We start from the raw sequence: 22612 nt of genomic DNA, 5'->3' as shown, positions 1-22612 counted from the left end.
TCAGGCGCGGTGGCGCAGGACCGTCGGGCGACCCTCGTCGGCCCACTGCGAGAAGCGGGCGTCGATCAGCGGGCCGACGAGGTCGTACGTCTCCCACGTGTCGGGCACGCGGTACACGTCCTCGGGCTCGCCGTCGCCCGGGCTCACCGCGTCGACGTAGTCCTCCAGGTAGAGGCCGCCGTCGTCCTCGTCCTCCTCGTCACCCGTGTAGTACGCGCTCGCGAACGCCGCGCCGACGTCGTCGAGGTCCTCGTCGGCGAGCTCGCCGTCGCACACGTCGAGGACGAACGCGCCGGGCGTCGTCGTGCGCTCGCGCAGCGCGGCGAGGTCGTCCTCGGCGTCCTCGGCGAGCTCCTCGGAGACGTGGCCCGCGAGCACCGCCCACGCGAGGAACATGCCGATGTGCGTCGCGCCCGCCGCGGGCCCCGCCTCGGGCGGGTACCCGTCGCCCTCGGAGTGCCAGGCCACGTCGTCGTACGTCGTCGTCATGCGGCGACGCTACCCCCTCCCGCCGAACACGACATGAGGGTCGATATCCCGTGGATAACGACCCTCATGTCGTGTTCGACCGCGTGCCGGGTCGTGTTCGGCAACGGGCGGGTGGGCCGACGGGCGTTCGGCGGGTCAGGACGTCCGGGCGCCGGAGAGGGCGCCCGCGAGGAGCTCGAGCGTGCGGGTGCGGCCCGGCGTGGAGTCCAGCGCCTCGTCGGCGCGCGACGCGGCGACGGGGACGACCATCACCTCGTCGACGCCGTGGCGCTCGGCGAGCCGACGGACCTCGGCCGCGGCGTCGTCGGGCGTCCCGACGGCCCAGCGCCGGAGGCTGTCCTCGACCATCTGCCCGGCCGTGCCGTCGAGGGGTGCCGCCTGGGCCTCCTCCACGGTCTCCAGCGCGGTGAGCGCCTGACCGGTGCGCAGCCGCGCCATCATGCGCGCCTGCGGGAGCGCGCGGGCCCGGGCCTCGTCGTCGCTCTCGGCGACGACGGCGTTGAGCGTGAGGAACGTGCGGGGCTCGGGGAACGCCTCGCTCGGGCGGTAGCCCTCGCGGTACAGCGCGAGGATCTCGTCGACGCCCTGGCCGGAGAAGTGGTTCGCGAACACGTACGGCAGCCCGAGCTCGGCCGCGAGGCGCGCGGAGTAGTCGCTCGACCCGAGGAGCCAGACGGTCGGTGCGCCGTCGGCGGCGGGCGTGGCGTGCACGTCGTAGACCTGGCCGCTCGTGAGGCGCAGCGTCGCGCCCTGCGGGCTCATGAGCGCGAGGATGTCGGTCACGTGCTGGGGGAACCGGTCGACGTCGGCCGTGGGGCCGGTGATCCGCAGGAGCTGCGTGACGACGGGGTCGGAGCCTGGCGCACGGCCGATCCCCAGGTCGACGCGCCCGGGGGCGATCGCCTCGAGCGCCGCGAACTGCTCCGCGACGACGAGCGGCGCGTGATTGGGGAGCATCACCCCGCCCGACCCGACCCGGATGCGATCCGTCACCGACGCGGCGGCGGCGATCATCACGGGCGGCGTCGACGCCGCGACCGCCGGCATGTTGTGGTGCTCGGCGAACCAGTAGCGCTCGTACCCCAGCCGGTCCGCGAGGCGGACCAGGTCGAGCGACGCCCGCACCGCCTGGGTGCTGGACTGGCCCGAGCGGACGGGCACGAGGTCGAGGACGGACAGGCGCGGGGTCTGGGTGCTCACCCTGGTGCCAACCGGCGACCCCTGCCCCCCATTCCCCCGGAGAGTCGCGGCACGCCTGTCAGGATGGTCGCCATGGACCTCCCCTCGATGATCATGGGCGCCGCGATCGCGTCCGTCGCCTGGATCGTGCTCGTGCCCTGGGCCCGGCTGAAGGAGCTGCGGGAGAAGGATCAGGCGGGGCGCGCGGAGGACTGACCGCCGGGCAGCGGTGTGCGCAGCCCGCTCGCCCGGTGGACCGGGCTGGTCACCGCGGTGCGGACGGCGGACTCGGAGCCGACGACGCGCACGAACGTCTGCGCGCGCGTCACCGCCGTGTAGAGCAGCTCGCGCGTGAGCAGCGGCGACGTGGCGGGCGGCAGGACGAGGGTGACGCGGTCGAACTGGCTGCCCTGCGCGCGGTGGACCGTCATCGCGTGCACGGTCTCGACCGGCGGGAGGCGGTGGGTGCGCACCCGCAGCGGGGAGCGCGGGTCGCCGAACACGGCGACGACGCCGGCGCCCCCGGGTTCTGCGACGAGCACGCCCGTGTCACCGTTGTAGAGACCCACCTCGGCGTCGTTCGTCGTGACGAGCAGCGGCCGGCCGGCGACCCACGGCGTGTCGGTCGCGTGATGGCCCGTGGCCTCCTCGACCCACGCCTCGACCTGCGCCGCCCACCGGCCCCGACCCGCCGGGCCGCGCCGGTGCGCGACCATGACCCGGTGCCGGGCGAGGGCGTCGAGCGCGGCGTGCGCGTCACCCGCGCGGGCGGCCTCGACGAGCGCCGTGCCCGCCGTGACGGCGTCGGCGCGCACGGCGGCGAGCACCGCGTCGTCCGGGACGTCGTCGGGCGTCTCGAGGAACTCCACCGAGCCGTGGCCCGCGCGCAGCAGCGCGAGCGTCGCCTCCGCGTCCCCGGTCCTGATCGAGGCCGCGAGCGGCAGGATCTCGGAGTCGCGGTCCTGGCGGTGGACGGTGCGCAGCCGCACGACGCCGTTGCCCAGCGCGGCGCGGTCGTCCACCTCGCCGTCGGCGGGCGGCGGGGACGCGGCGAGCGCGACGTCGGCCGTCGCGACCACGACGGCCGACGTCGCGGGCGGGGCGACCGGCTCTCGGTGCACGAGGTCCCCGAGCACCGCACCGGCTTCCACGGACGCGAGCTGGTCGGGGTCGCCGACGAGCACGAGCCGTGCGTCGGGCCGCAGCGCCTCGAGCAGCCGCGCCATGAGCGGCAGCGCGACCATCGACGTCTCGTCCACGACCACCACGTCGTGCGGCAGGTGGTGGTGTGCGTCGTGCCGGAACCGGGTGCTGCTGCCCGGTCGGTAACCGAGCAGGCGGTGCAGCGTCGTCGCGACGGGGGCGCCGACGCGCTCACGGTCGGCCGGGTCGCCGAACCCGGCGACGACCTCGCGCACCGCCTCCTGGAGACGCGCGGCGGCCTTGCCCGTGGGCGCGGCGAGCGCCACGCGCAGCGGTGCGCCGGAGGCCGGGACCAGTCCTGCGGGAGCGGTGCCCGAGATGGGCGGCGTCTCGCCGGTACCCGGACGCGCGGAGGAGGACGGGGCGCCGGACGCGGGGACGGCGGGCGACGAGGACGGGAGAGCGGCGTCGTGCAGGACGGCGAGCAGCCGCGCGACCGTCGTCGTCTTGCCCGTGCCCGGGCCGCCCGTGAGCACGGTGAGCCGACGTGTCGCGGCGTGCGCGGCGGCGAGCCGCTGCCGGGTGTCGTCCGCAGCGGGGAAGAGGCGGGACAGCGCGGCGTCGAGGCGGTCGCCGTCCACGGGCAGGTCGTCCGAGGCGAGCCGGGCGTCGACGTCGTGCCGGACCGCGAGCTCGTCCCGCCAGTACCGGTCGAGGTAGAGAGCGCCCCCCACCCAGCGCGCGGGGCGGTCGGTCGGCCCGTCGACGCCCGCCGCGACGAGCGGGCTGCGCGCGACCGCGTCCGCCCACGCGGAGCGGTCCGGCCAGGGCAGGTCCGTGGCGTCGGTGCGCGCCGCCTCCTCGTCCTCCGGCAGCTCGAGCGACCCGAGGTCGTCCAGGCGCACGCACACCGACCCGCTGCGCACCGCGCGCACCGCGAGCGCGACCGCTAGCCGTACGCGGTCGTCATGCTCGCCCGTGAGCGCGCCGAGCCGCAGCGCGACGCGCAGGTCGGCCGCGGAGACGACGCGCGCGGCGTTGAACGTGGCGAGCCACGCGGGGACCCCGACGGCGAGGCGCGGGTCGCCCTCGTCCACGGGGGGAGCCGGCGGCGCGACAGGCACCGTCTCGCCGAGTGGGGTCGTGGTCATGCGCGACCTCCGTCGAGCAGGGCGGACAGGGCGACGACGAGCCCCGGCGGCGGCGTCCAGGCGACGACGCCGTACGGCGCGCCGTCGGGACCGGTCGGGGTGTCGGGGCCGGCCATGCCGCGCACGAACAGGTAGGCGCCGCCCGCAAGATCGCGGTCGGGGTCGTAGTCGCGCACGCGCCAGCGCAGGTAGCGGTGCAGCGCCACGAGGTAGAGCACGAGCTGGAGGGGGTAGTGCGAGGCGAGCATCGCGTCCCGCGTCGCGTCCGGGTGGTAGTCGCCGACGGCGAGCGGCACGCCGGGCGGGCCGACGCGGTTCGTCTTGTAGTCGACGACGAGGTAGCGCCGGCGGCCGGCGGGGTCGGGACGACCGTCCGGCCCCGCGACGGGCACGCGCAGCACTGCGTCGATCGACCCCGTGAGGTATCCGCGCAGCGGGACGCCGCCGGAACCGCCGGCCGTCCCGCTCTCGCTCTCGTCGGCCAGGGCCGCGAGCAGGTCCGGGTAGCGGGCGAACGCGTCGTCGGCGGGCAGGTGGGCGCGCAGGACGTCGGCGAGGTCGCGCAGCGTCGAGGGCCGGACGCCCTCGGTCTCGTCGCCGCCCGCGAGCGGGAGCTCGAACTCGAGCTCGGGGAGCCGGTCGCGCGGGTCGACGTCGGCGAGGGTGAGCCCGCCCGCGATCGGTCCGAGCGGGGTGCGCAGCGACAGACCCAGCGCTGCGGCGAGCGAGGCGGGCTCCACGCCGGGCACGCGGACCGTCGCCGCCTGGGCGCACCGGGCGCGCACCTCGGCGTCGAGGTCGTCGGCGGCCGTGTCGACGTACTCCAGGATCTCGTGCACCAGGGTGCCGAACGCGGTACCTCCCGGCTGCCCCTCGTAGGGCGAGGGGACGTCGGCACCGGGACGGGTGGCCGGGGTCTCGGCCGGCACCCCGGTCGCCACGGCACCGGTCGCGTCGGCGTCCGGCGACTCCTCCGGCTCGTCCTGGATGCCCGGGTCCTCGGGCTCGCTCTCGATCACGCCGACCGGACCGTGGTGCGCCGCCGCCGTGAGCGCCGAGTACGACGCGCGCCGCCACTCGCGGTCGGGCAGGTGCGCGGTGGTCGCGAGCGCGAGGTCCGAGGCGGTCCGGCGCCCGGGAGACCAGCGGGTGCCCTTCGGCCGGCTCTCGACCTGCTCGACGACGACCGTCCCGCCCGAGCGCGCGGCGAGCGCCTCGAACGCGGACCGGACGGCGTCGTCGCGCATCGCGTCGGGCCGGGCATGGCGGCCGGGCTCGCCGCCGAGCATCCGGTCCGCGAGCAGCAGGCGCGTGAGCGGCCCGGAACCGGTGCTGCGCTTGGTCGGCGTCCAGTGCACGACGACCTGGTGGCGGGCTCGCGTGAGCGCGACGTACAGCAGGCGCAGGTCCTCGCCCAGCTCCTCGTCGCGCCAGCGCGCCTTGGCGTCCACGAACCCGGGGGAGCCGACCCCGCCCAGGTGCAGGACGCGCTGCCCGTGGTCGTCGTGGAACGCGAACAGCTCCTGGTCGTCCGACTCGAACCGCTCCCAGCCGAACGGGACGTAGACGACGCCGAACTCGAGGCCCTTCGCGGCGTGGACCGTGACGACCTGCACGGCCGCGGCGTCCGTCTCGAGGCGGCGTGTCCGCTCGTCGGTGAACACCGCGCCGACCTCGGCGATCCGGGCGCGCAGCCACGCGGTGAGCGCGGCCGTGCCGAGGCCTTCGGTGACCGCGGCCTCGTGCAGGGCCTGCGTGACGTGGCGCAGGTCGGTGAGGTAGCGCTCGCCGTCGGCCCGGGCCATGACCCGCGCCGTCGCGCCCCGCCGGGCCGCGACCTCCGCGACGGCGGCGACGCCCCGGTCCGCGAGCAGGCGCGCCCAGGCGCGGACGGTGTCGCCGAGCTCGTCGTGGTCCGCGTCCCCGGCCGTCGCGAGCCGCTGCGCGTCCCAGCCCACGAACGGCGTGAGGGCGAGCGCCGTCGCGCGACGGTGCAGGCCGGGCTGCTCCAGCGCGGCGAGCAGCGTGAGCCAGTCCTGGGCCGCTGCCGAGCCGAACACGCTCGACGGCCCCGACACCACCGCGGGGACGCCCAGCGCGACGAGCGCCGAGCGCACCGCCTCGGCCTGGGCGTTCGTCCGGGTGAGCACCGCGACGTCGCGCGGCTCGAGCGCCCGCCACCGACCGCCGCCTGCGTCGTCGCCCGCCGCCGCGAGCGCGTCGTCGCGCACGCGGTCGCCGCCGCCGTCCGCGGTCCTGAGGCGGCCCGCGACGTCCGCCGCGACGTCCTGCGCGAGCAGGCTGCGCGCGTCCGGCGCCGACGGCGCCGACGATGCCCCGAGGCGGTAGGCGCGCCGCGTGACCTGCCGCAGCCGCACCGGCGCACCGCCGGAGAAGCGCGGCTCGGGGTGGGCCGCGTCGACGGGCCGGACCACGATGCGCGGGTCGCCCAGCGCCGTCTCGCCCAGGAGCGCGTGCAGGCCCGTGAGGAGCGGGCCGTCGCTGCGCCAGCTCGTGCTGAGCGTCGCGGTGTCCGCCGCGTCCTCGACCGCGCGCAGGTACGTCACGACGTCCGCGCCGCGGAACGCGTAGATCGCCTGCTTGGGATCGCCGATGAGCACCAGCGTGCGGCACTCCTCGGGATGCCCGTGGAACGCCGTGCGCAGGATCTCCCACTGCTCGGGGTCGGTGTCCTGGAACTCGTCCACCATGACGACGCGGAACCGCGACCGGACCCGCCGCGCCGCCGTCGCGCCGTGCTCCGGGTCCGTCAGCGCGCGGCGCAGCAGCACGAGCAGGTCGTCGTAGTCGAGCAGGTGCATCGCACGCTTGCGCGCCTCGACCTCGCGGCGCGCGGCGACCGCGGCCTCGTACCGCGCCGCGGCCACGGACCCCTCGGGCGCGTCCGACGGCGCGATCACCGCCCCGTGGTCGCTCACCGCCGCCCGAGCGACGTCGCGCACGTCGCGCGGCGACAGGATCGGCTCCGGCTCGTCCGCGAACCTCCGCACGTACAGGTCGTCCGTGACCTCCTCGACGAGGTCCGCGACGTCGGGAAGGAAGCTCGTCGTGAGGTCGACGTCCGCCGCCGTGCCGAGCGCCGTGAGCATCTGCTGGCAGAAGCCGTGCGTCGTCGTGATGGTCGCGGCGTCCAGCTGGGACAGCGCGACACGCAGGCGCTCGCGGCGACGGGCGAGCTCGTCGTCGTCGACCGCGGCGAGGAACGCGACGAGGGGCTCCGGGTCGTCCGCGGGAGCGGGCCCGCGCAGCGCGCGCTCGGTCGCGACGAGGCGCTCGCGCACGCGGTCGCGCAGCTCCGACGTCGCGGCGCGGCCGAAGGTCACGAGCATGATCTCCGGCAGGGCGGCCACACCCTCGGCGACGTAGCGCGTCGTGAGGGTCGCGATCGTGTGGGTCTTGCCGGTGCCGGCGCTCGCCTCGAGGACGACCGTCCCGCTCGGCAGCTCGCCGAACGGGTCGAAGCGCCGAGGGGTCCCGCTCCTCACCGCGTCGCCCCCGTGCGGGGTGGCGTGGTCGGTCGCGGTCCGGGACGTCGCGCCGTTCACCGGGCACCTCGCAGCTCGTTCTCCAGCAGGGGCTCCCACACGCGGCGCGCGAGCGCGCCGAGGCGGGTCGGGTCGTCAGGGAAGCGGCCCAGGTCGGCCGTGGTGGCGAGCCCGGCGACGTCGGGCAGGGCCGGGTCCTGTCCCCACGCGAGGACGACGTACGGGTCCTTGCGCTCGAAGCCCTTGTTCCACGCCCAGCCCGCGCGCATCAGGGCGTCGCGCGCGTCGCTCGTGCTCCGCTCCTCGGTGTAGCGCAGCGACACCTCGGGGAGCACCGGCAGCGGCTCGCGCGACGCCTCGTCGCGCAGCGCCACGAGGTCGGCGAGGACCCGCGCCGCCGTGTCGTGGTCCGGTGGCGTGAGCGTCGACCAGGCGACGCCCGGACCCCGGGACGAGCGGCCGATCGCGACGGCGTCCCACGGGCGTCCCGGGTCGCTCGCCGCGAGCGCGAGCGCCTGCACCCACGCGCGCAGCCGGTGCTTGGGCCCGAGGCGGGAGTACTCGGTGCGCACGACGCGTGCGCCGTGCACGCCGGGGACGCTCCCGACGAGGGTACGGCCGTCGGGCAGCACGGCGCGGACGTCGACCGTCTCGGCCGAGCTCAGCACGTCCTGGCTCACCGGGCGTCCCGCGGCGAGGTCGGCCTCGCGTGCGGCCTCCACGGCGGTGACACGCAGCGGGCCGACGGCGCGGACCACCTCCTGGAGCGCCGAGCGCCCCAGCTCGCGCGGCGGGACCTGGCCCCGACGCCACTCGGCCTGCATCGCCCGGTTCGGGTCGACGCCGGAGAGCGCCGCCCGCAGCACGCGGTCGCCCACGCCCCAGCCGGAGAGCCCGGTGAGCGCCAGCGGGAGGCGGTCCTCGACGTCGTCCTCCTCCAGCACGAGGCCCACGTCGAGCGTGTGCTGGGCGAACCACCTCGGCGCGTTCTCCAGCAGGCGGACCAGGTCGTCGAGCTCGACGTCGGCGCGGATCCCCGGCGCCGGGGCCGGGTCCTCTTCCTCGGTCCGACCGCTCGTTGCGCCGACGGGCAGCGAGAGCGGTGCGCCGACGAGGGCACCGACCGGCTCACGCTTCTCCCGTGCGCGTCGGGCGCCGGCGAGCGCGGCGTCGTCGTGGCTGAACGGCCCGGGCACGCCCAGGGCACCCGGGACGAAGTTGCGCTCGTCCACGGTCTGGAGCGGGTGCTGCACGACCACGTGCTCGCGCGCCGGGCGCCCGTCGGGAGTCCTCGCCACGCGGTCGAGCGCGTCGAGCAGCTCCGCGACGGGGACCGCCGGCGGGCGGACGGCACCTGTGCGCTCGTCAGCGCCCGTGTGCACGACGACGAGGTGGTCGCCCGCCGCGGCGACGGCGTCGAGGAAGATCTGCCGGTCCTCGCTGCGCGCGTCGCGCTCGCCGATCTCCGGGTGCCGCGCGAGCAGGTCGTCGCCCGCGGGCGCCGCGGTGCGGGGGAACACGCCGTCGTCGAGGCCCAGGAGGCACACGACCCGGTGCGGCACCGAGCGCATCGGCTCGAGCGAGCACACGGTGAGCGCGCCCGTGCGGAACCCGGCGCGGGTCGGGCGACCCGCGAGACGGTCGTCGAGCAGCGCGCGCACGTCCGCGAGCCGCAGCGCGACCCCGCCGTGCGCCGCGCCCGCCGCGCGCACGTCGCCCAGCACGCGGCGCGCGGAGCCGATCTGCCACGCCTCCGTGGGCGGCGCCTCGGCGAGCAGCGTGAGCGCGCGGTCGAGCGCGTCGAGCCAGTGCGCGAGCGGGTGCACCCCGTCGAGCGCGCGCAGCGTCTCCGTCAGCCGCGCGACGAGCTCGGCGAGGCGGCCCGCGAGGTCCACGTCGGTCGAGCCGACGTCGTCGAGCGGCAGCGCCGGCCCGACGAACCGCGCGTCCTCGTCGGCCATCGCCGCGCCGAGCAGGAGGCGGTCGAGCGCCGCGTCCCACGTGCCCTGCCGCACGTGCCCGTCGATCCCGAACCGCGCGCGCCGCTCGCCGTCCTCGCCCCAGTGCACGCCCGCCTCGACGGCCCACTGGCGCAGGCGGTCCACGTCGTCGTCGGAGAACCGGAACCGGCGGCGCACCGGCGCGCTCGCGGCGAGGTCGAGCACCTCCGACGCCGTGACGCGGCCGTCGGCGAGGCGCAGCAGCGTGGCGAGCAGCGCGAGCACGGGGTTGGTCGTCCCGGCGCCGCGGTCGGCGAGGCTGACCCGCAGGCGCTGGCCGGGGTGCGCGTCCTCGCCGAGCTCGGGGACCGCACCGAAGGTCGCCGTGACCAGGGGCGCGAACGTCTCGACGTCGGGGCACAGCACGATGACGTCGCGCGCCTGGAGCGTCGGGTCGGCGGAGAACAGCCCGACGAGCGTCTCCCGCAGCACCTCGACCTGCCGTGCCCTGCCGTGGCACGCGAGCACCTGCACCGACCGGTCGGCGGGGTCGACGACGTGGGTTCCGTCCGGCGTGTCCGTGCGGAGCGCGCTCTGCAACGCGCCGAGCAGCGTCGGCGGGGTGGGCGCGGCCTCGTGCCGGGTCTCGTGCACCGCGCCGCTCCCGGCGAGCCGGAGCTGCAGCTCGACCGCGTCGCGACCGGTGGAGGCGAGGAACGGGTGGCGCGCGAGCGTCGGCAGCTCTGCGCGACGCCGGATGCGTGCGTCGTCCCCGGCGACGTCGGCACCCGCGGCCGCCCCGCCGTCGTACGCCGCGACCTTGTCCCACAGCGCGGGTGACGTGTGCACGAGCCACAGGTGGACGTCACGGTGCTCGGCGAGCGCGCGCAGGACCCGGAGCTCGTCCTCCGGGAGCCGCGTGGGCCCGAACACGGACAGCCGCGGCGGCAGGTCGACGGCCGCCGGGTCCGCGCGCAGCGCCGTGACCGCCTCCGTGACGCGCCGCGCCGGGTCCGTCGCCGGGACGCGCTCCACCAGGCGGCGCCACAGCTCGGGCTGCCAGGCGAGGTCGTCCGGGGCGGCGGCGGTGCCCGCGACCGGGGACGCGGCCGACCACGCGAGCACGACCTCGGGCCGCTGGCGCGCGTAGTCGACCAGGAGGTCCGCGAGCCGCCGCGCGAGCGTGAGCCGACGCCCCCGGCGCACCTCGTCGCCCGGGTCGCCGACGTACCGCGCGAGCGGCGCCGCCCACGGCTCGGCGAGGTGCGCGTCGAGCACCTCGAGCACGGACCACGCGAGACGCTCGGGCCGCCACGGGTCGTCGTCGGGGTCGAGGTCGGTGAGGTCCGCGACGACCTGCTCCACGAGCCGGCGCGGCCCGCGGAAGTCGACGTTCGCGCAGATGCCCGACGTCTCGCCCGCGCCCAGGTGGTGCGACAGCCGCTGCGCGAGCCACCGCTCGACCCCTCGCGTCGGGACCGCGACGACGTCCGGCGTGAACGGGTCCTCCGGCGCCTCGGCGAGCACGGCGGCGAGCGGCGCCACGAGCGCCTCCGCGCGCTCGGAGCGGTGCACGTGCAGCAAGAGGACCCCTGTCGGTGGTGGCGGACCGGTCGTCGCGCCCTGCCGGTCGGCCGAGCGCTACGAGGAATCTACGAGGTGCGTCCCACACCGTCGAACCGCCGTCCACAGGTCGCCGGGGACTACGGTGTCTCCGCCGCACGCGCGCGAAGGCCGCGGCGGAACCGGCACCCGAGGGAGGCCTGATGCGACAGCGGAGGACGACGGCCGTGCTGTGCGCGATCGCCGACGGCGCCGCGCCGGGCACCGTCGCGGCCGCGTCCCGCGGCGCGCTCCTGGCGCTGCGCGACCGGGTGGCACGGCTCCAGGTCGACGTGCACTCCGACGAGCCGTGGCCACCGGACGCGACGCACGCGGTGCACGCCTTGGACGAGCTGCGCCGCGCACGACGCGGACGCCTGGCCCGGCGCTTCGGGTGGGAGCCCCCGATCTCGCTCGCGCTCGACCCGCGCGACGACCGCGAGCTCGACCTCGCCCTCGCCGTCGCCCCCTACACGATCTGCGGCTCGGGCTTCGACGAGCACTGGACGCTGCTCTGGGACGTGAACGACACCGGGACGTCGGTGACTTTCTCGCTGCTGCCGCACGAGCTGGACGTGGTCCGGTCGCACGTCGCACGGTCGGGCGGACGCCCGGAGGATGTCGTCGTGCTGGGCGACCGTCGCGGCTGAGGCGCGTGGGAGCGCTTCGCGCGCTCAGCCGCGCCGTGCGACGAAGACCCACTCGCGACCCGGACGGTCGGGCGCGTCCCGGACGTCCACGACCTCGAACCCGCACGCCACGAGCGACGTCTCGACCTAGTCGCGCTCCCGGAAGCGCAGCGTCGAGTCGGAGTGGAGCGTGGTGCCGTCAGGCAGCACGGTCGTGTCGTGGAAGGACACGAAGGGGAGCGACACGTCGGTGAGGTCGGTCCACGACTCGACCGGGCCGACGTCGGACACCTCCACGCGCGTGGTCGTCGCCTCGCGGACCCACCCCTCCCAGGCCCGGCGGGCGGGGACACGGGTCTCGAGCACCAGCCATCCGCCCGGCACGAGCACGTCGTGGACGCCCCGCAGCGTCGCGGTCCACACGTCGTCGGTGAGGAACACCTGCGCGACGTTCGCCGTCATCGTCGCGAGGTCGACCTGGAGCGGGGGGAGCGCCGTCGCGTCGCCGTGCAGCCAGCGCACGCGCTCGGCGCCCGGCTTCGTGCGGGCGACGTCGAGCGACGCGCCCGCCGGGTCCACGCCGACCACGTCGAGCCCGCGCTGCGCCAAGAGGCACGCGAACGTCCCGGTGCCGCACCCGACGTCGAGCACACGGCGCGCACGGAGCTCGTCGACGATCGCGACGTAGGCGTCGAGGTCGCTGCGGTCGGGGTCGAGAGGGTCGTAGAGAGCGGCGAGGCGGGGGTCGTCGAAGATCGCGTCGGGCACCCTCCGACGCTACGAAGGGTCGGCGCAGCCGGTCCACGCCTTTGCCGAGCGTCCAGAGTCGACGATGCACCCGCTGCCCGCTGCCCGCTGCCCGCTGCCCGCTGCCCGCTGCCCGCTGCCCGCTGACTACGTGGTCGTGGCCCGTCCCGACGCCGGGACGGGCCACCACCGCATGTTCGGCGGGAAGGGGTCAGGCGTTCAGCGCCTGCTCCACGTCCTCGATGACGTCGAGCGGGTCCTCGAGGCCCACGGACAGGCGCACGGTCGTCTCCGCGATCCCGACGGCGGCGCGGCCCTCGGGGCCGAGCTTGCGATGCGTCGTGGTGGCCGGGTGGGTGACGAGCGACTTGGCGTCCCCGAGGTTGTTGGAGATGTCGACGACCTGGAGCGCGTCGAGGAACGTGAACGCGCGCTTCTTCGCCGTCTCGGGGTCGGTGCCCTCGGGGACGGCGAGGTCGAACGTCACGACCGTCCCGCCGCCGCTCTGCTGCGACTGCGCGAGCTCGCGCTGCGGGTGCGACGCGAGGAACGGGTACCGCACACGGCCGATGCCGGGGAGCTGCTCGAGCGCCTCGGCGACCTGCGCCGCGGCGGCGTTCTGCGCGGCGACGCGCACGGGCAGCGTCTCGAGGCCCTTGAGCAGGACCCACGCGTTGAACGCCGAGAGCGACGGCCCCGTGTTGCGGATGAACGTCTGCACGGGCCCGGTGACGTACTCCTCGCTCCCGAGGATCGCGCCGCCGAGCACGCGGCCCTGGCCGTCGATGTGCTTGGTCGCCGAGTACACGACGACGTCCGCGCCGAGCTCGAGCGGCTTCTGCAGCAGCGGCGTCGCGAAGACGTTGTCGAGCACGACCACCGCGCCCGCGGCGTGCGCGAGCTCGCTGACGCGCCGCGCGTCGACGATGTCCTGCATGGGGTTGGACGGCGTCTCGAAGAACACGACGTCCGCGGGCGTCGAGAGCGCCTCCTCCCACTGGGAGAGCACGTGCCCGTCGACGTAGTCCGTCCGCACGCCCCACTTGGCGAAGATCTCGTCGAAGATGACGATGCTCGACCCGAACAGCGCGCGCGCCGCGACGATCCGGGACCCGGAGCCCACGAGCGCGGCGAGCGACGTGAACACCGCGGACATGCCGGACGCCGTCGCGTAGCACGCCTCCGCGCCCTCCAGCAGGCGCAGGCGCTCCTCGAACGCGTGCACCGTCGGGTTGCCGTAGCGCGAGTAGACGAACCGGTCGAGCTCGCCCTTGAACGCGGCCTCGGCGTCGGCGGCGCGGTCGTACGTGTAGCCCTGCGTGAGGAACAGCGCCTCGGACGTCTCCTGGAACTCCGTGCGGTGGTGGCCGCCGCGCACGGCGAGCGTCGCGGGGCGCGCGCTCGCGGGCAGGGGCTTGCGGCCGGAGCCGCCGGGCACGCTCCCGGGCAGCGCGGCGCTCACCGGGCGGCCTCGTCGTAGGTCGTGGTGGGCAGGCCGCGGACCTTCCAGCCCTCGACGTCGCGCAGGCCCGAGAATCCCTGGGCGCCCTCGAAGCCCTCGAGCACGTTGTACGACGGCCCGAGCCCGGCGGCCGTGGCCGCGCGCGCGGCGCCGATCGAGCGCTGGCCCGAGCGGCACAGGAAGACGACGGGGCGCTCGTCGCCGGGGGTGAGCCCGGCCTCGACGAGCTGGTCCAGGAAGCGCGGGTTGGGCCCGGCCGGGGTCACCCACTCGTCGAACACGACGTCGCGGGCGAGGTCCGAGGCGTCGGGCACGCCGATGGTGCGCCACTCGCCCTCGGTGCGGACGTCCACGAGCACGGCGCGCTCGTCGTTCGCGAGCAGGTCCCACGCCTGCTGGGGGGTGAGGTCGCCGGCGTAGCCGACGGCGGGTCGCGCGTCGGGCGGCGCCGGCCGGGATGCCGACTGCTGCTGGGACTGGTCGCTCATGAGTCCTCCTCCATCGATCGTGGCAGTAGCACCCTGCGCCCGGCCGTCTCGCGACGGACCGGGGGGTTGCTGCGGCGTCGACGTGCCACGTCACTCGGCCGCTCCGGATGGTTGCTCGGGATCGTACGCCACCCGTCCGACGCGCGGAGCGCTCGTCTCGCCGAGCGGCCTCGCGAGGCGCTGCCGACCTGCCCGGGGATCCCGTCCCGCCATCCGAGACGCCCTGACCACCGGTTGACACGGCACGTCCCGCGCGCACATCCTGGGACGCAGGTCATGAGTGCCAGCGTGAAACCCCGGTTTGCTGGCCGGCAACCCTCCTCTCGCGGCGGGGTGCCCCGGGTGACGACCAGGCCGTACGCCGACCGGCGCGCGGCAAGCGCGGGGATCACCGTCCCCGGACCGCCCTCGGAGGACTGTGCCATGACTGCTCTCGCCGACGTCTCGTGTCCGACCGAGGTCTCGGAAGCCCCCGACCTCGCGGCGGTCGCCGACGCGCCCGCCCTGCTGCCCGTCGTGGGCGCGGACACGCTCGTCCCGCTCGTCGACGGCCGTAGCGTCCCCTACGCGAACCTCGACGTCGCGGCCTCGGCCCCGGCGCTGCGCTCGGTCGCGGACCGCGTGACCGAGGTGCTGCCGCTCTACGCGAGCGTGCACCGCGGTGCGGGCTACCTCTCGCAGGTCTCCACGGCGCTCTACGAGGCGTCGCGACGCACGATCGGCGCGTTCGTCGGCGCCCGCGAGGACGACGTCACGGTCGTCACGCGCAACACCACCGACTCGCTCAACCTGCTCGCGGGCTGCGTCCCGGCGAACGCGGACGGGACTCCCGGGCGCGTGCTCGTCCTCGACGTCGAGCACCACGCGAACCTGCTGCCGTGGCAGCGTGCGGGCGGCGCGACGGTCCTCGCCGGCGGCGCGTCCGTCGCGGAGACGCTGTCCGGCCTGCGCACCGAGCTCGCGCGCTTCCCATACGCCCTGGTCGCCGTGACCGGCGCGTCGAACGTCACGGGCGAGTCGCTGCCCGTCGCGGACGTCGTGCGGATCGCGCACGACGCCGGGGCACGCGTCGTCCTCGACGGTGCGCAGCTCGTCCCGCACCGCGGTTTCTCGCTCGCCGCCACCGGCGTCGACTACGTCGCGTTCTCCGGCCACAAGACGTACGCGCCGTTCGGCGCGGGCGCGCTCGTGGGCCGTCGCGACTGGCTCGACGCGGGCACGCCGTACCTCGCCGGCGGCGGCGCGGTGCGCCAGGTCGCCGTCACCGGCACGCAGTGGCAGACGGCGCCCGCGCGCCACGAGGCCGGGTCGCCCAACGTCGTGGGTGCCGCGGCGCTCGCGGCGGCGTGCGACGCGCTCGCCGCGCTCGACCCGGCCGACCTCCACGCGCACGAGGCGACGCTGCGCGCGGCGCTCGTCGCCGGGCTGGAGGCGGTCCCGGGCATCCGGGTCGTGCGGGTCTGGGAGGACGCGGTCGACCCGGTCGGGGTCGTCACGTTCTCCGTCGACGGTCACGACCCGGGCCTCGTCGCCGCGTACCTCTCCGCCGAGCACGGGATCGGGGTGCGCGACGGCCGGTTCTGCGCCCACCCGCTGCTCGCGCGCCTCGGGTACGACGCGGGTGCGATCCGCGCGTCCGTCGGCGTCGGGACGACGGGCGCGGACGTCGTCCGGCTCGTCGACGCCGTGCGGTCGTACGTGGAGCAGGGCCCCGCGACGCGTTACGAGGTCGTCGACGGCTGCTGGGCCGTGGCCGACGACCCGCGCCCGGTCCCCGCCGGCTCGGGCCTCGAGGGCCTCTTCGCGACCGCCGCGGCGGGCTTCCTCGCCGACGCCGCGGGGTGCGGCCCCGCCGTCTGAGCGGGTCCCGCCGGGACGTCCCGGGCAGCCGTTCACCGGGCCGTCGACGAGCGTTGTCCACCGCGTCGCCGAACCCTCTTGGCGGCGTCGTCCGCGTGTGCTCTGATATGCGCTGTGCTGCACGACGTCGTCCTCTCGGGGCACGGATTCCGCCTGGAGCCGTTGGCCCTGGAGCACGCTGAGACACTGGCCGGCCTCGTCGACGAGGCGATGTGGTCAGGCATGAGCATCCCCATGCCCTTCGGGGTCGCGGGGATGGCCGAGCTGGTGGCCGCGACGCGCGCCGCCCCCGACCTGACGGGCTTCGTCGTGCGCGCCGCCGGACCCGACGGGGCTCCGGGCGACGTGCTCGGCAGCACGGCGTTCCGCGACCTGTCGCTCGTCGACCGCCGGGTCGAGGTCGGCCGGACGTTCTACGCCCGCTCCACGTGGGGGAGCCTCGTCAACCCCGTGACCAAGTGGCTGCTGCTGCGGCACGCGTTCGAGACGTGGGACGTGCACCGCGTCGGGTTCCGTGTCGACACGCGCAACACGCGCTCGCTCGGGGCCATGCGCCGGCTCGGGGCGCACGAGGAGGGCGTCATGCGCGGCCACCGCACCGCGCCCGACGGGACGCGGGCCGACTCCGTGATGTTCTCGATCCTCGCGCCCGAGTGGCCCACCGTCGAGGTCGGGCTGCTGGAGCGGATCAACGCCCCGCGCGTCGTGCCCGTGCTGGCGCCACCGCTGCCGCGGGTGGACCTGCCGCTCGCGGCGTCCTGACCGGGCCGTCCGCGAGCAGACCGCGGGAATGCCGCGAGGGCCCCGCCGCAGCGGAGCCCTCGCGAGCAGATGAGGGGCGGTGACTAGCGGTCGAACGCGTCCTTGACGTCGTCGCCCGCCTGCTTCACGTCGGCCTTGGCCTGGTCCTTCTTGCCCTCGGCCTCGAGCCGCTCGTTGTCCGTGAGCTTGCCCGCGCCTTCCTTGAGCTTGCCACCCGCCTCCTCGGCGGCGTGCTTGGCCTTGTCTCCGAGTCCCATGAGTGCTCCTCTCGTCGGTACGTGCTCGACCGTAGGCACGGCCCGGGTCACTCGCACGCGGTCGGGCACCCGGCGTGTGGTGGGATGTGCGGGTGCAGCACGACACCACCCTCGAAGGCTTCGGCGTCCGCCTCGTCCCGCTCGACGAGAGCCACGCCCCCGCGCTCGGCGCGCTCGTCGACGACGGCATCTGGGCCGGCATGTCGAGCCGGGTCCCCGCCGGGACGGACGCGATGACCGGCTACGTCCGCGACGCCGTCGCCGCCCCCGGTCGGCTCGCGTTCGCCGTCGTCGGCGCGGGGTCCGGTGACGCGTCCGACGGCGCGGAGGCCGTCCGCGGCTCGACGTCGCTCTACGAGTGGGTGCCCTCGCAGGGCAGGATCGAGCTCGGCTCGACGTTCTACGCGCGCGAGTGGTGGGGCGGCGTCACGAACCCGGCGTGCAAGTACCTGCTGCTGCGGCACGCGTTCGAGGACCTCGGCGTCGCGCGCGTCGCGCTGCGGGCGGACGCCCGCAACAGCCGCTCCATCGGCGCGATCCGGCGCCTGGGCGCGGTGCCCGAGGGCGTGCTGCGCAGCCACCGCGTCGCACCCGACGGGTCGCGCCAGGACACCGCCTACTTCTCGATCCTGCTCGACGAGTGGCCGACCGTCCGCGACGGCCTGCTCGCGCGCCTCGACGCGCTCGTGGGCTCCACGCCGACGGAGCCTGTGGACGACGGTTCGGGGAGGGCCGTGCGCCGCTAGCGTGCGACACGCCCCGAGCGTCGGGGGCGTCGACGAAGGGGGCCGCACGCCATGCACCACGAACCGCCCGAGCCCGTCTGGGACTGGCAGAAGAGGGAGCGGCCGCGTGCTCCCCGAGTGCCTGTGGACATGCCTCCTGCTCCACGCACGGTTCATCGCGCCGGACTCGTCGTGACGTTTCTCGGGCTTGCCGTGCTCGTGTGCACGGGATTCAGCTTCGCCACGCTCTTCCTGGTCGCCTTCTTCGACTGGGCCTGGGGCAGGACGACGTACGACGGCGTGCTCTGCATCGTCATGGCCGTCGGCGGGCTCGGGCTCGCGCAGGTCGTGCTGGGCGCTGTGCTGACGAGCGCCGGTGTCGCCCGATGGGTGCTCGTCGGGACGTGTGCCGTCGGTGGTGCCACGTGCCTCGGTGCCGTCGCGTGGATCACGATGCTGCTTCCCGTCGCGAGCCCGTACTGGGCCGCAGCCGTTCTCGGGTTGCTGTTCGCGGCCGCCGTCGACGTCACGTCGGTGTGCGCCGCGCTCGGGCGCGACGTGCGTGACCACGCCCGGGCCGTCCGGCAGGCGCGCCGGTCGGCCCGGGCGGCGACGCGACTCGTCAGGAGCGAGGCGTGACCCGACCCGAGAGGTGCAACCGGCCCTTGCCGTCCCACGCCTGGTAGACGACGCCGGTCGTCGGGTCGCCCGCGCCGTCGGGCTCGGCCGGGGCGACCTGCCCGACGGCGTCCCGCGCCGCGGCAGGAACGTCGCCCGCGGGCCGCAGCGCCACGTCGACCGTGCTCGGCAGCAGGACCGGCTTCGCGAACGTGACGGTCCAGTCGTACGTGTCGCCGCGTCGTGGCCCCGCCTCGGCGAGTGCCCGCGCGGCCGTGTACATCCCGTGCGCGATGGCGCGCGGGAACCCGAACGCCTTGGCGCCGAGCCCCGACGTGTGGATGGGGTTCCGGTCGCCGGAGACGGCCGCGTACGCGCGACCGGTCGTCGGGCCGAGCGCCCAGCGCGCCGTCGGGAGCGGGGCGACGAACGCCTCCGTGCCCGACGCTGCCGTGGCGTCCTCCTCCGCCGGGTCTCCCGGGAGCGTGACGCCCTTCGCGAGGTACGTCGAGACGCCCCGGTAGGCGAGCGTCGTCGCCGACAGGCCGCTCCCGGACGCGCGCTCCTCGTCGGTGCGCTCGACGGCGACCTCCGTGACCAGGTCCACCTGGACCCCGCGCCGGTGCGGACGCAGCCGCTCGGCCCAGGCGCGCACCTCGAGCGTGTCTCCGAGCCGCACCGGACGCAGCACGGACACCGAGTTCGCGAGGTGCACCATGCCGAGCAGCGGCAGCGGGAAGTCGGTCCGGACCATGACGGCCGTCGCGAGCGGGAAGCCGAGCACGTGCAGGTACCCGGCGGGCAGCACCTCCGACGGGGCCTCGCCCACGAGGCGCGCGTACCGCGCGAGGTGCGCGGCGCCGCCCACGTGGCCGGGCGCGGCGGCGTCGCCCGTCGGCACGCCCGCGACGCGGTACGTGACCTCGGGCAGCTCCAGGTCACGACGCCCGCCGCCCGCGGGGAGGCGGTGCGCCGCCGCGATCCGGCCCGACGCCGCGAGCCCGCGCACGTACAGGCCACCGAGCCCGGGGACCGCGGGCAGGGTCTCGACGCGCGCGGGCGCGACGCGCGCCGGGCCGGCCGCGGTGCCGTCGGGCGCCGTCACCGGCCCACCACGTTCTGCCCGCACACGCGCAGCACCTGCCCGTTCACGCCCGCGGCCGCGGGCGACGCGAGGAACGCGATCGCCTCGGCCACGTCCACGGGCTGACCGCCCTGCTGGAGCGACGCGACGCGCCGCGCGACCTCGCGCTGGACGAACGGGATCGACGCCGTCATGTCCGTCTCGATGAACCCCGGCGCGACGGCGTTCGCCGTCCCGCCCGGACCGCCCGACGCCGCGAGCCGGCGCGCGAACGCGCGCGTGTGCCCGATGACGCCGGCCTTCGAGAACGCGTAGTTCGCCTGGCCGCGGTTGCCCGCGATGCCGCTCGTCGACGCGAGCGACACGATGCGCGGCGCGGAGGAGAACCCGTTCGCGCCGAGCAGGTACTCGGTGATCCGGAGCTGCGCGGCGAGGTTCACCGCGACCACCGCGTCCCACTTGTCCGCGGACATGTTGGCGAGCAGCTTGTCGCGCAGGATTCCCGCGTTGTGCACCAGAATGTCGAGCCCGCCGTGCCGCGCGCGGGCGTGCTCGAGGATGCGCGCGCCCGCGTCGTCGGCGGTCACGTCGAGCTGGAGCGCCGTGCCCTTGATCTCGTTCGCGACCTTCGCGAGCGCCTCGCCCGCCGCGGGCACGTCCACCACGACGACCTTCGCGCCGTCGCGCGCGAGCGTCCGCGCGACCTGCGCCCCGATCCCGCGCGCCGCTCCCGTGACGACCGCGACCTTGCCGGCGAGCGGCTGGTCGGGTCCCGCGGCCGTCTCACCTGCCGAGGCCGAACCCTGGCCTGCCGAGGTCGAGCCCTGGTCGGTCGGTGCGCCGGCGTCGACCTGGAGGAGCTGGCCGTCGACGAACGCCGACCTCGCCGAGAGGAAGAAGCGGAGCGTCGCGAGGACGCTCGGGCTGTCGACCGGGGCGTCGTCGGTCACCTGGATGCCGTTGCCGGTCGCGCCGTAGCGGAGCTCCTTGGCGACGGAGCGCAGGAACCCGTCGACGCCCTCGCGGGCGGCGGCGAGCTCGGGCGAGTCGCTCTCGGCGGGGGCGCGCGAGATGGTCACGACGCGGCCGTTCGGCGCGAGCCGCCGCAGCGACGCGGAGAGCGCCATGACGGGCGCGGACGCGTCCTCGGGGCGCTCGATCCCGCTGAGCACGACGACGACCGCGCCCCAGCGGGTCGTGTCGTCCGGGGTCTGGCGGACGTCGAGGTCCCAGGCGAGCAGGGCCTCGGCCACGCGGTCGGCGTCGTCGCGCACGCCCGGCGTGCCGCCGAGCACGAGCACGGGCCCGACGGTGAGCGGATCGCCCGCGCGGAAGCGGCGCAGGACCGCGGGGCGCGGGAGGCCGAGCTTCTTGGCGAGCGTCTTCGTGAAGCCGGAGTTGACGGCCTGGACGTAGGAGTCGGTCACGGTGGTTCCTCTCGGGTCGTCGGCCGTCAGGCGGGGGCGTCGGTCGCGGGGACGGACTCGAGGATCGCGGCGACGCCGAGCCCGCCCGCGGCGCACACGGAGATCAGCGCACGCGCGGGCGCCCCGGTCTCGGCGGTGCGCTGCGCCAGGAGCTTGGCCGCCGTCGCGACGATGCGCCCGCCGGTCGCGGCGAACGGGTGGCCCGCGGCGAGCGAGGAGCCGTTGACGTTGAGCCGCGAGCGGTCGATCGAGCCGAGCGCGCCGTCGAGCCCGAGCTCGGTGCGGCAGTACTCGTCGTCCTCCCAGGCCTTGAGCGTGGTGAGCACGGTGGAGGCGAACGCCTCGTGGATCTCGTAGAGGTCGAAGTCGCCGAGCGTGAGGCCGTTGCGCGCGAGCAGACGCGGGACGGCGTGCGCCGGCGCCATGAGCAGGCCCTCGTGCCCGTGCACGAAGTCGACGGCCGCGGTCTCGGCGTCCACGACGCGCGCGAGCAGCGGGAGGTCGCGCTCGCGCGCCCACTCGGCCGAGGCGAGGAGGACGGTCGAGGCGCCGTCGGTGAGCGGGGTCGAGTTACCCGCGGTCATGGTCGGCTCGGCGCCGTCGGCGCTGCCCGCGAGGCGCTTGCCGTACACCGGCTTGAGCGCGGCGAGCTTCTCGAGCGACGAGTCGGTGCGCAGGTTGTCGTCGCGCACGAGCCCGCGGAACGGGGTGACGAGGTCGTCGAAGAAGCCGGCGTCCCACGCGGCCGCGAGGTGCTCGTGGCTCGCGAGCGCGAGCTCGTCCTGCGCCTCGCGGGTGATGCCCCAGCGCGCCGTCGTGATCGCCTGGTGCTCGCCCATGGACAGGCCGGTGCGCGGCTCGTCCGTCGCGGGGGTCAGGGGCGCGAGGTCGGAGGGGCGCACCTTGGCGAAGGCCTTGACGCGCTGGCCGAACGTCTTGGCGTGGCTCGCCTCGAGCAGCGCCCGGCGCAGCCCCTCGCTCACGGCGATCGGCGCGTCGGACACGGTGTCGGAGCCGCCCGCGACGCCCGACTCGACCTGGCCGAGGCGGATCTTGTTCGCGACGGTGATCGTCGCCTCGAGGCCGGTCGCGCACGCCTGCTGCAGGTCGTACGCGGGGGTCTCGGGGGAGAGGGACGAGCCGAGCACCGACTCGCGGACGAGGTTGAAGTCGCGCGAGTGCTTGAGCACCGCGCCGCCGACGACCTCGCCGAGCCGCTCGCCCTGGAGGCCGAAGCGCGCGACGAGTCCCTCGAGCGCGGCCGTGAACATCTCCTGGTTGCTCGCCGAGGAGTACTTCTTGCCCGCGCGCGCGAACGGGATGCGGTTCCCGCCCACGACCCAGGCGTCGCGGGTGGCGCGGGGCTCGCTGGTCGTCGGAACCTGCTCGGGCGCCCGTTCGGGGGTCTGCTCGGGGGTCTGGCGGGGGCTGGTGCGGTTGGCCACAGTGCCTCACTTCCTGTCCGTGCTCGCTGCGCTGCGTCGGTCCCGGCCCGGGAACGAGCCCCTGCGCGACGTCGTGCTCGGTGGCGCGCGGAGACGAG

The 22612-nt window shown here is 76.0% G+C and carries 18 protein-coding genes and 1 riboswitch; of the genes, 6 read left to right on the top strand and 12 right to left on the bottom strand.

Going from position 1 to position 22612, the window contains the following annotated elements:
* The gene (locus AC6CH9_RS02140; RefSeq protein WP_498153432.1) at positions 1-489 is read right to left on the bottom strand and encodes a DUF7832 domain-containing protein; all 489 of its coding nucleotides are present in this window, start codon (positions 487-489) and stop codon (positions 1-3) included.
* A 135-nt stretch (positions 490-624) separates the two neighbouring features.
* A complete protein-coding gene (locus AC6CH9_RS02135; RefSeq protein ID WP_498153431.1) occupies positions 625-1689 on the bottom strand; it encodes an LLM class flavin-dependent oxidoreductase in 1065 nt (354 codons plus the stop codon).
* Between the two features lie 72 nt (positions 1690-1761).
* Here AC6CH9_RS02135 and AC6CH9_RS02130 point away from each other — a divergent pair, with 72 nt between their 5' ends.
* Positions 1762-1884: a hypothetical protein gene (locus tag AC6CH9_RS02130; RefSeq protein ID WP_498153430.1), complete on the top strand. Its 123-nt coding sequence runs from the start codon at positions 1762-1764 to the stop codon at positions 1882-1884.
* Here the strand turns inward: AC6CH9_RS02130 and recD are convergent.
* The 3 genes from recD to recC are packed head-to-tail and all read right to left on the bottom strand — an operon-like array spanning position 1860 to position 10983.
* Positions 1860-3962 carry an exodeoxyribonuclease V subunit alpha gene (recD, locus tag AC6CH9_RS02125; RefSeq protein WP_498153429.1) on the bottom strand — a complete coding sequence of 701 codons (2103 nt, stop codon included), beginning with the start codon at positions 3960-3962 and terminating at the stop codon, positions 1860-1862. The two genes, AC6CH9_RS02130 and recD, sit on opposite strands and share 25 nt — an antisense overlap.
* Entirely contained in the window at positions 3959-7528 is a 3570-nt protein-coding gene (locus AC6CH9_RS02120; protein ID WP_498153428.1) for a UvrD-helicase domain-containing protein, read from the bottom strand. The genes recD and AC6CH9_RS02120 overlap by 4 nt, the downstream gene beginning before the upstream one ends.
* Positions 7525-10983 carry an exodeoxyribonuclease V subunit gamma gene (recC, locus tag AC6CH9_RS02115; RefSeq protein ID WP_498153427.1) on the bottom strand — a complete coding sequence of 1153 codons (3459 nt, stop codon included), beginning with the start codon at positions 10981-10983 and terminating at the stop codon, positions 7525-7527. Before recC ends, AC6CH9_RS02120 begins: the two co-directional genes overlap by 4 nt.
* A 191-nt stretch (positions 10984-11174) precedes the next feature.
* On the opposite strand from recC, the gene AC6CH9_RS02110 reads away from it, so the two are divergent.
* The gene (locus tag AC6CH9_RS02110; RefSeq protein WP_498153426.1) at positions 11175-11660 is read left to right on the top strand and encodes a hypothetical protein; all 486 of its coding nucleotides are present in this window, start codon (positions 11175-11177) and stop codon (positions 11658-11660) included.
* A gap of 126 nt (positions 11661-11786) precedes the next feature.
* Here AC6CH9_RS02110 and AC6CH9_RS02105 read toward each other — a convergent pair whose 3' ends face one another.
* The 3 genes from AC6CH9_RS02105 to AC6CH9_RS02095 form a co-directional block, all read right to left on the bottom strand.
* The gene (locus AC6CH9_RS02105; RefSeq protein WP_498153425.1) at positions 11787-12407 is read right to left on the bottom strand and encodes a class I SAM-dependent methyltransferase; all 621 of its coding nucleotides are present in this window, start codon (positions 12405-12407) and stop codon (positions 11787-11789) included.
* A 190-nt stretch (positions 12408-12597) separates the two neighbouring features.
* Complete coding sequence (locus AC6CH9_RS02100; protein WP_498153424.1) at positions 12598-13848, bottom strand: O-succinylhomoserine sulfhydrylase; 1251 nt, start codon at positions 13846-13848, stop codon at positions 12598-12600.
* Positions 13845-14336, bottom strand: a complete 492-nt coding sequence (locus AC6CH9_RS02095) for a rhodanese-like domain-containing protein (protein ID WP_498153423.1) — start codon at positions 14334-14336, stop codon at positions 13845-13847. Before AC6CH9_RS02095 ends, AC6CH9_RS02100 begins: the two co-directional genes overlap by 4 nt.
* A gap of 272 nt (positions 14337-14608) precedes the next feature.
* A riboswitch (SAM riboswitch) is annotated at positions 14609-14724 on the top strand.
* Positions 14725-14759: 35 nt separating this feature from the next.
* On the opposite strand from AC6CH9_RS02095, the gene AC6CH9_RS02090 reads away from it, so the two are divergent.
* A complete protein-coding gene (locus AC6CH9_RS02090; RefSeq protein WP_498153422.1) occupies positions 14760-16196 on the top strand; it encodes an aminotransferase class V-fold PLP-dependent enzyme in 1437 nt (478 codons plus the stop codon).
* Positions 16197-16310: 114 nt separating this feature from the next.
* Positions 16311-16958 (top strand): GNAT family N-acetyltransferase, encoded by a 648-nt coding sequence (locus AC6CH9_RS02085; protein ID WP_498153421.1) that lies wholly within the window; start codon positions 16311-16313, stop codon positions 16956-16958.
* Between the two features lie 83 nt (positions 16959-17041).
* Here AC6CH9_RS02085 and AC6CH9_RS02080 read toward each other — a convergent pair whose 3' ends face one another.
* A complete protein-coding gene (locus AC6CH9_RS02080; RefSeq protein ID WP_047233613.1) occupies positions 17042-17215 on the bottom strand; it encodes a CsbD family protein in 174 nt (57 codons plus the stop codon).
* Between the two features lie 92 nt (positions 17216-17307).
* Here AC6CH9_RS02080 and AC6CH9_RS02075 point away from each other — a divergent pair, with 92 nt between their 5' ends.
* Entirely contained in the window at positions 17308-17961 is a 654-nt protein-coding gene (locus AC6CH9_RS02075) for a GNAT family N-acetyltransferase (RefSeq protein WP_498153420.1), read from the top strand.
* A gap of 171 nt (positions 17962-18132) precedes the next feature.
* A complete protein-coding gene (locus tag AC6CH9_RS02070; RefSeq protein WP_498153419.1) occupies positions 18133-18579 on the top strand; it encodes a hypothetical protein in 447 nt (148 codons plus the stop codon).
* On the opposite strand, the gene AC6CH9_RS02065 is transcribed toward AC6CH9_RS02070, so the two are convergent.
* From AC6CH9_RS02065 to AC6CH9_RS02055, 3 genes are read right to left on the bottom strand one after another with little or no spacing between them, the layout of a single operon-like run.
* Positions 18563-19663 carry a MaoC family dehydratase gene (locus AC6CH9_RS02065; RefSeq protein ID WP_498153418.1) on the bottom strand — a complete coding sequence of 367 codons (1101 nt, stop codon included), beginning with the start codon at positions 19661-19663 and terminating at the stop codon, positions 18563-18565. The genes AC6CH9_RS02070 and AC6CH9_RS02065 overlap by 17 nt on opposite strands.
* Positions 19660-21069 carry a 3-oxoacyl-ACP reductase gene (locus AC6CH9_RS02060; RefSeq protein ID WP_498153417.1) on the bottom strand — a complete coding sequence of 470 codons (1410 nt, stop codon included), beginning with the start codon at positions 21067-21069 and terminating at the stop codon, positions 19660-19662. The genes AC6CH9_RS02065 and AC6CH9_RS02060 overlap by 4 nt, the downstream gene beginning before the upstream one ends.
* Positions 21070-21095: 26 nt before the next feature.
* Entirely contained in the window at positions 21096-22514 is a 1419-nt protein-coding gene (locus AC6CH9_RS02055) for an acetyl-CoA C-acetyltransferase (protein ID WP_498153416.1), read from the bottom strand.
* Positions 22515-22612: the final 98 nt, after the last annotated feature.

Source organism: Cellulosimicrobium sp. GQ32 (genome assembly GCF_059758455.1).
The sequence above is the reverse complement of the archived record's forward strand: the minus strand, read 5'-3'. Positions and strand labels throughout refer to the sequence as shown.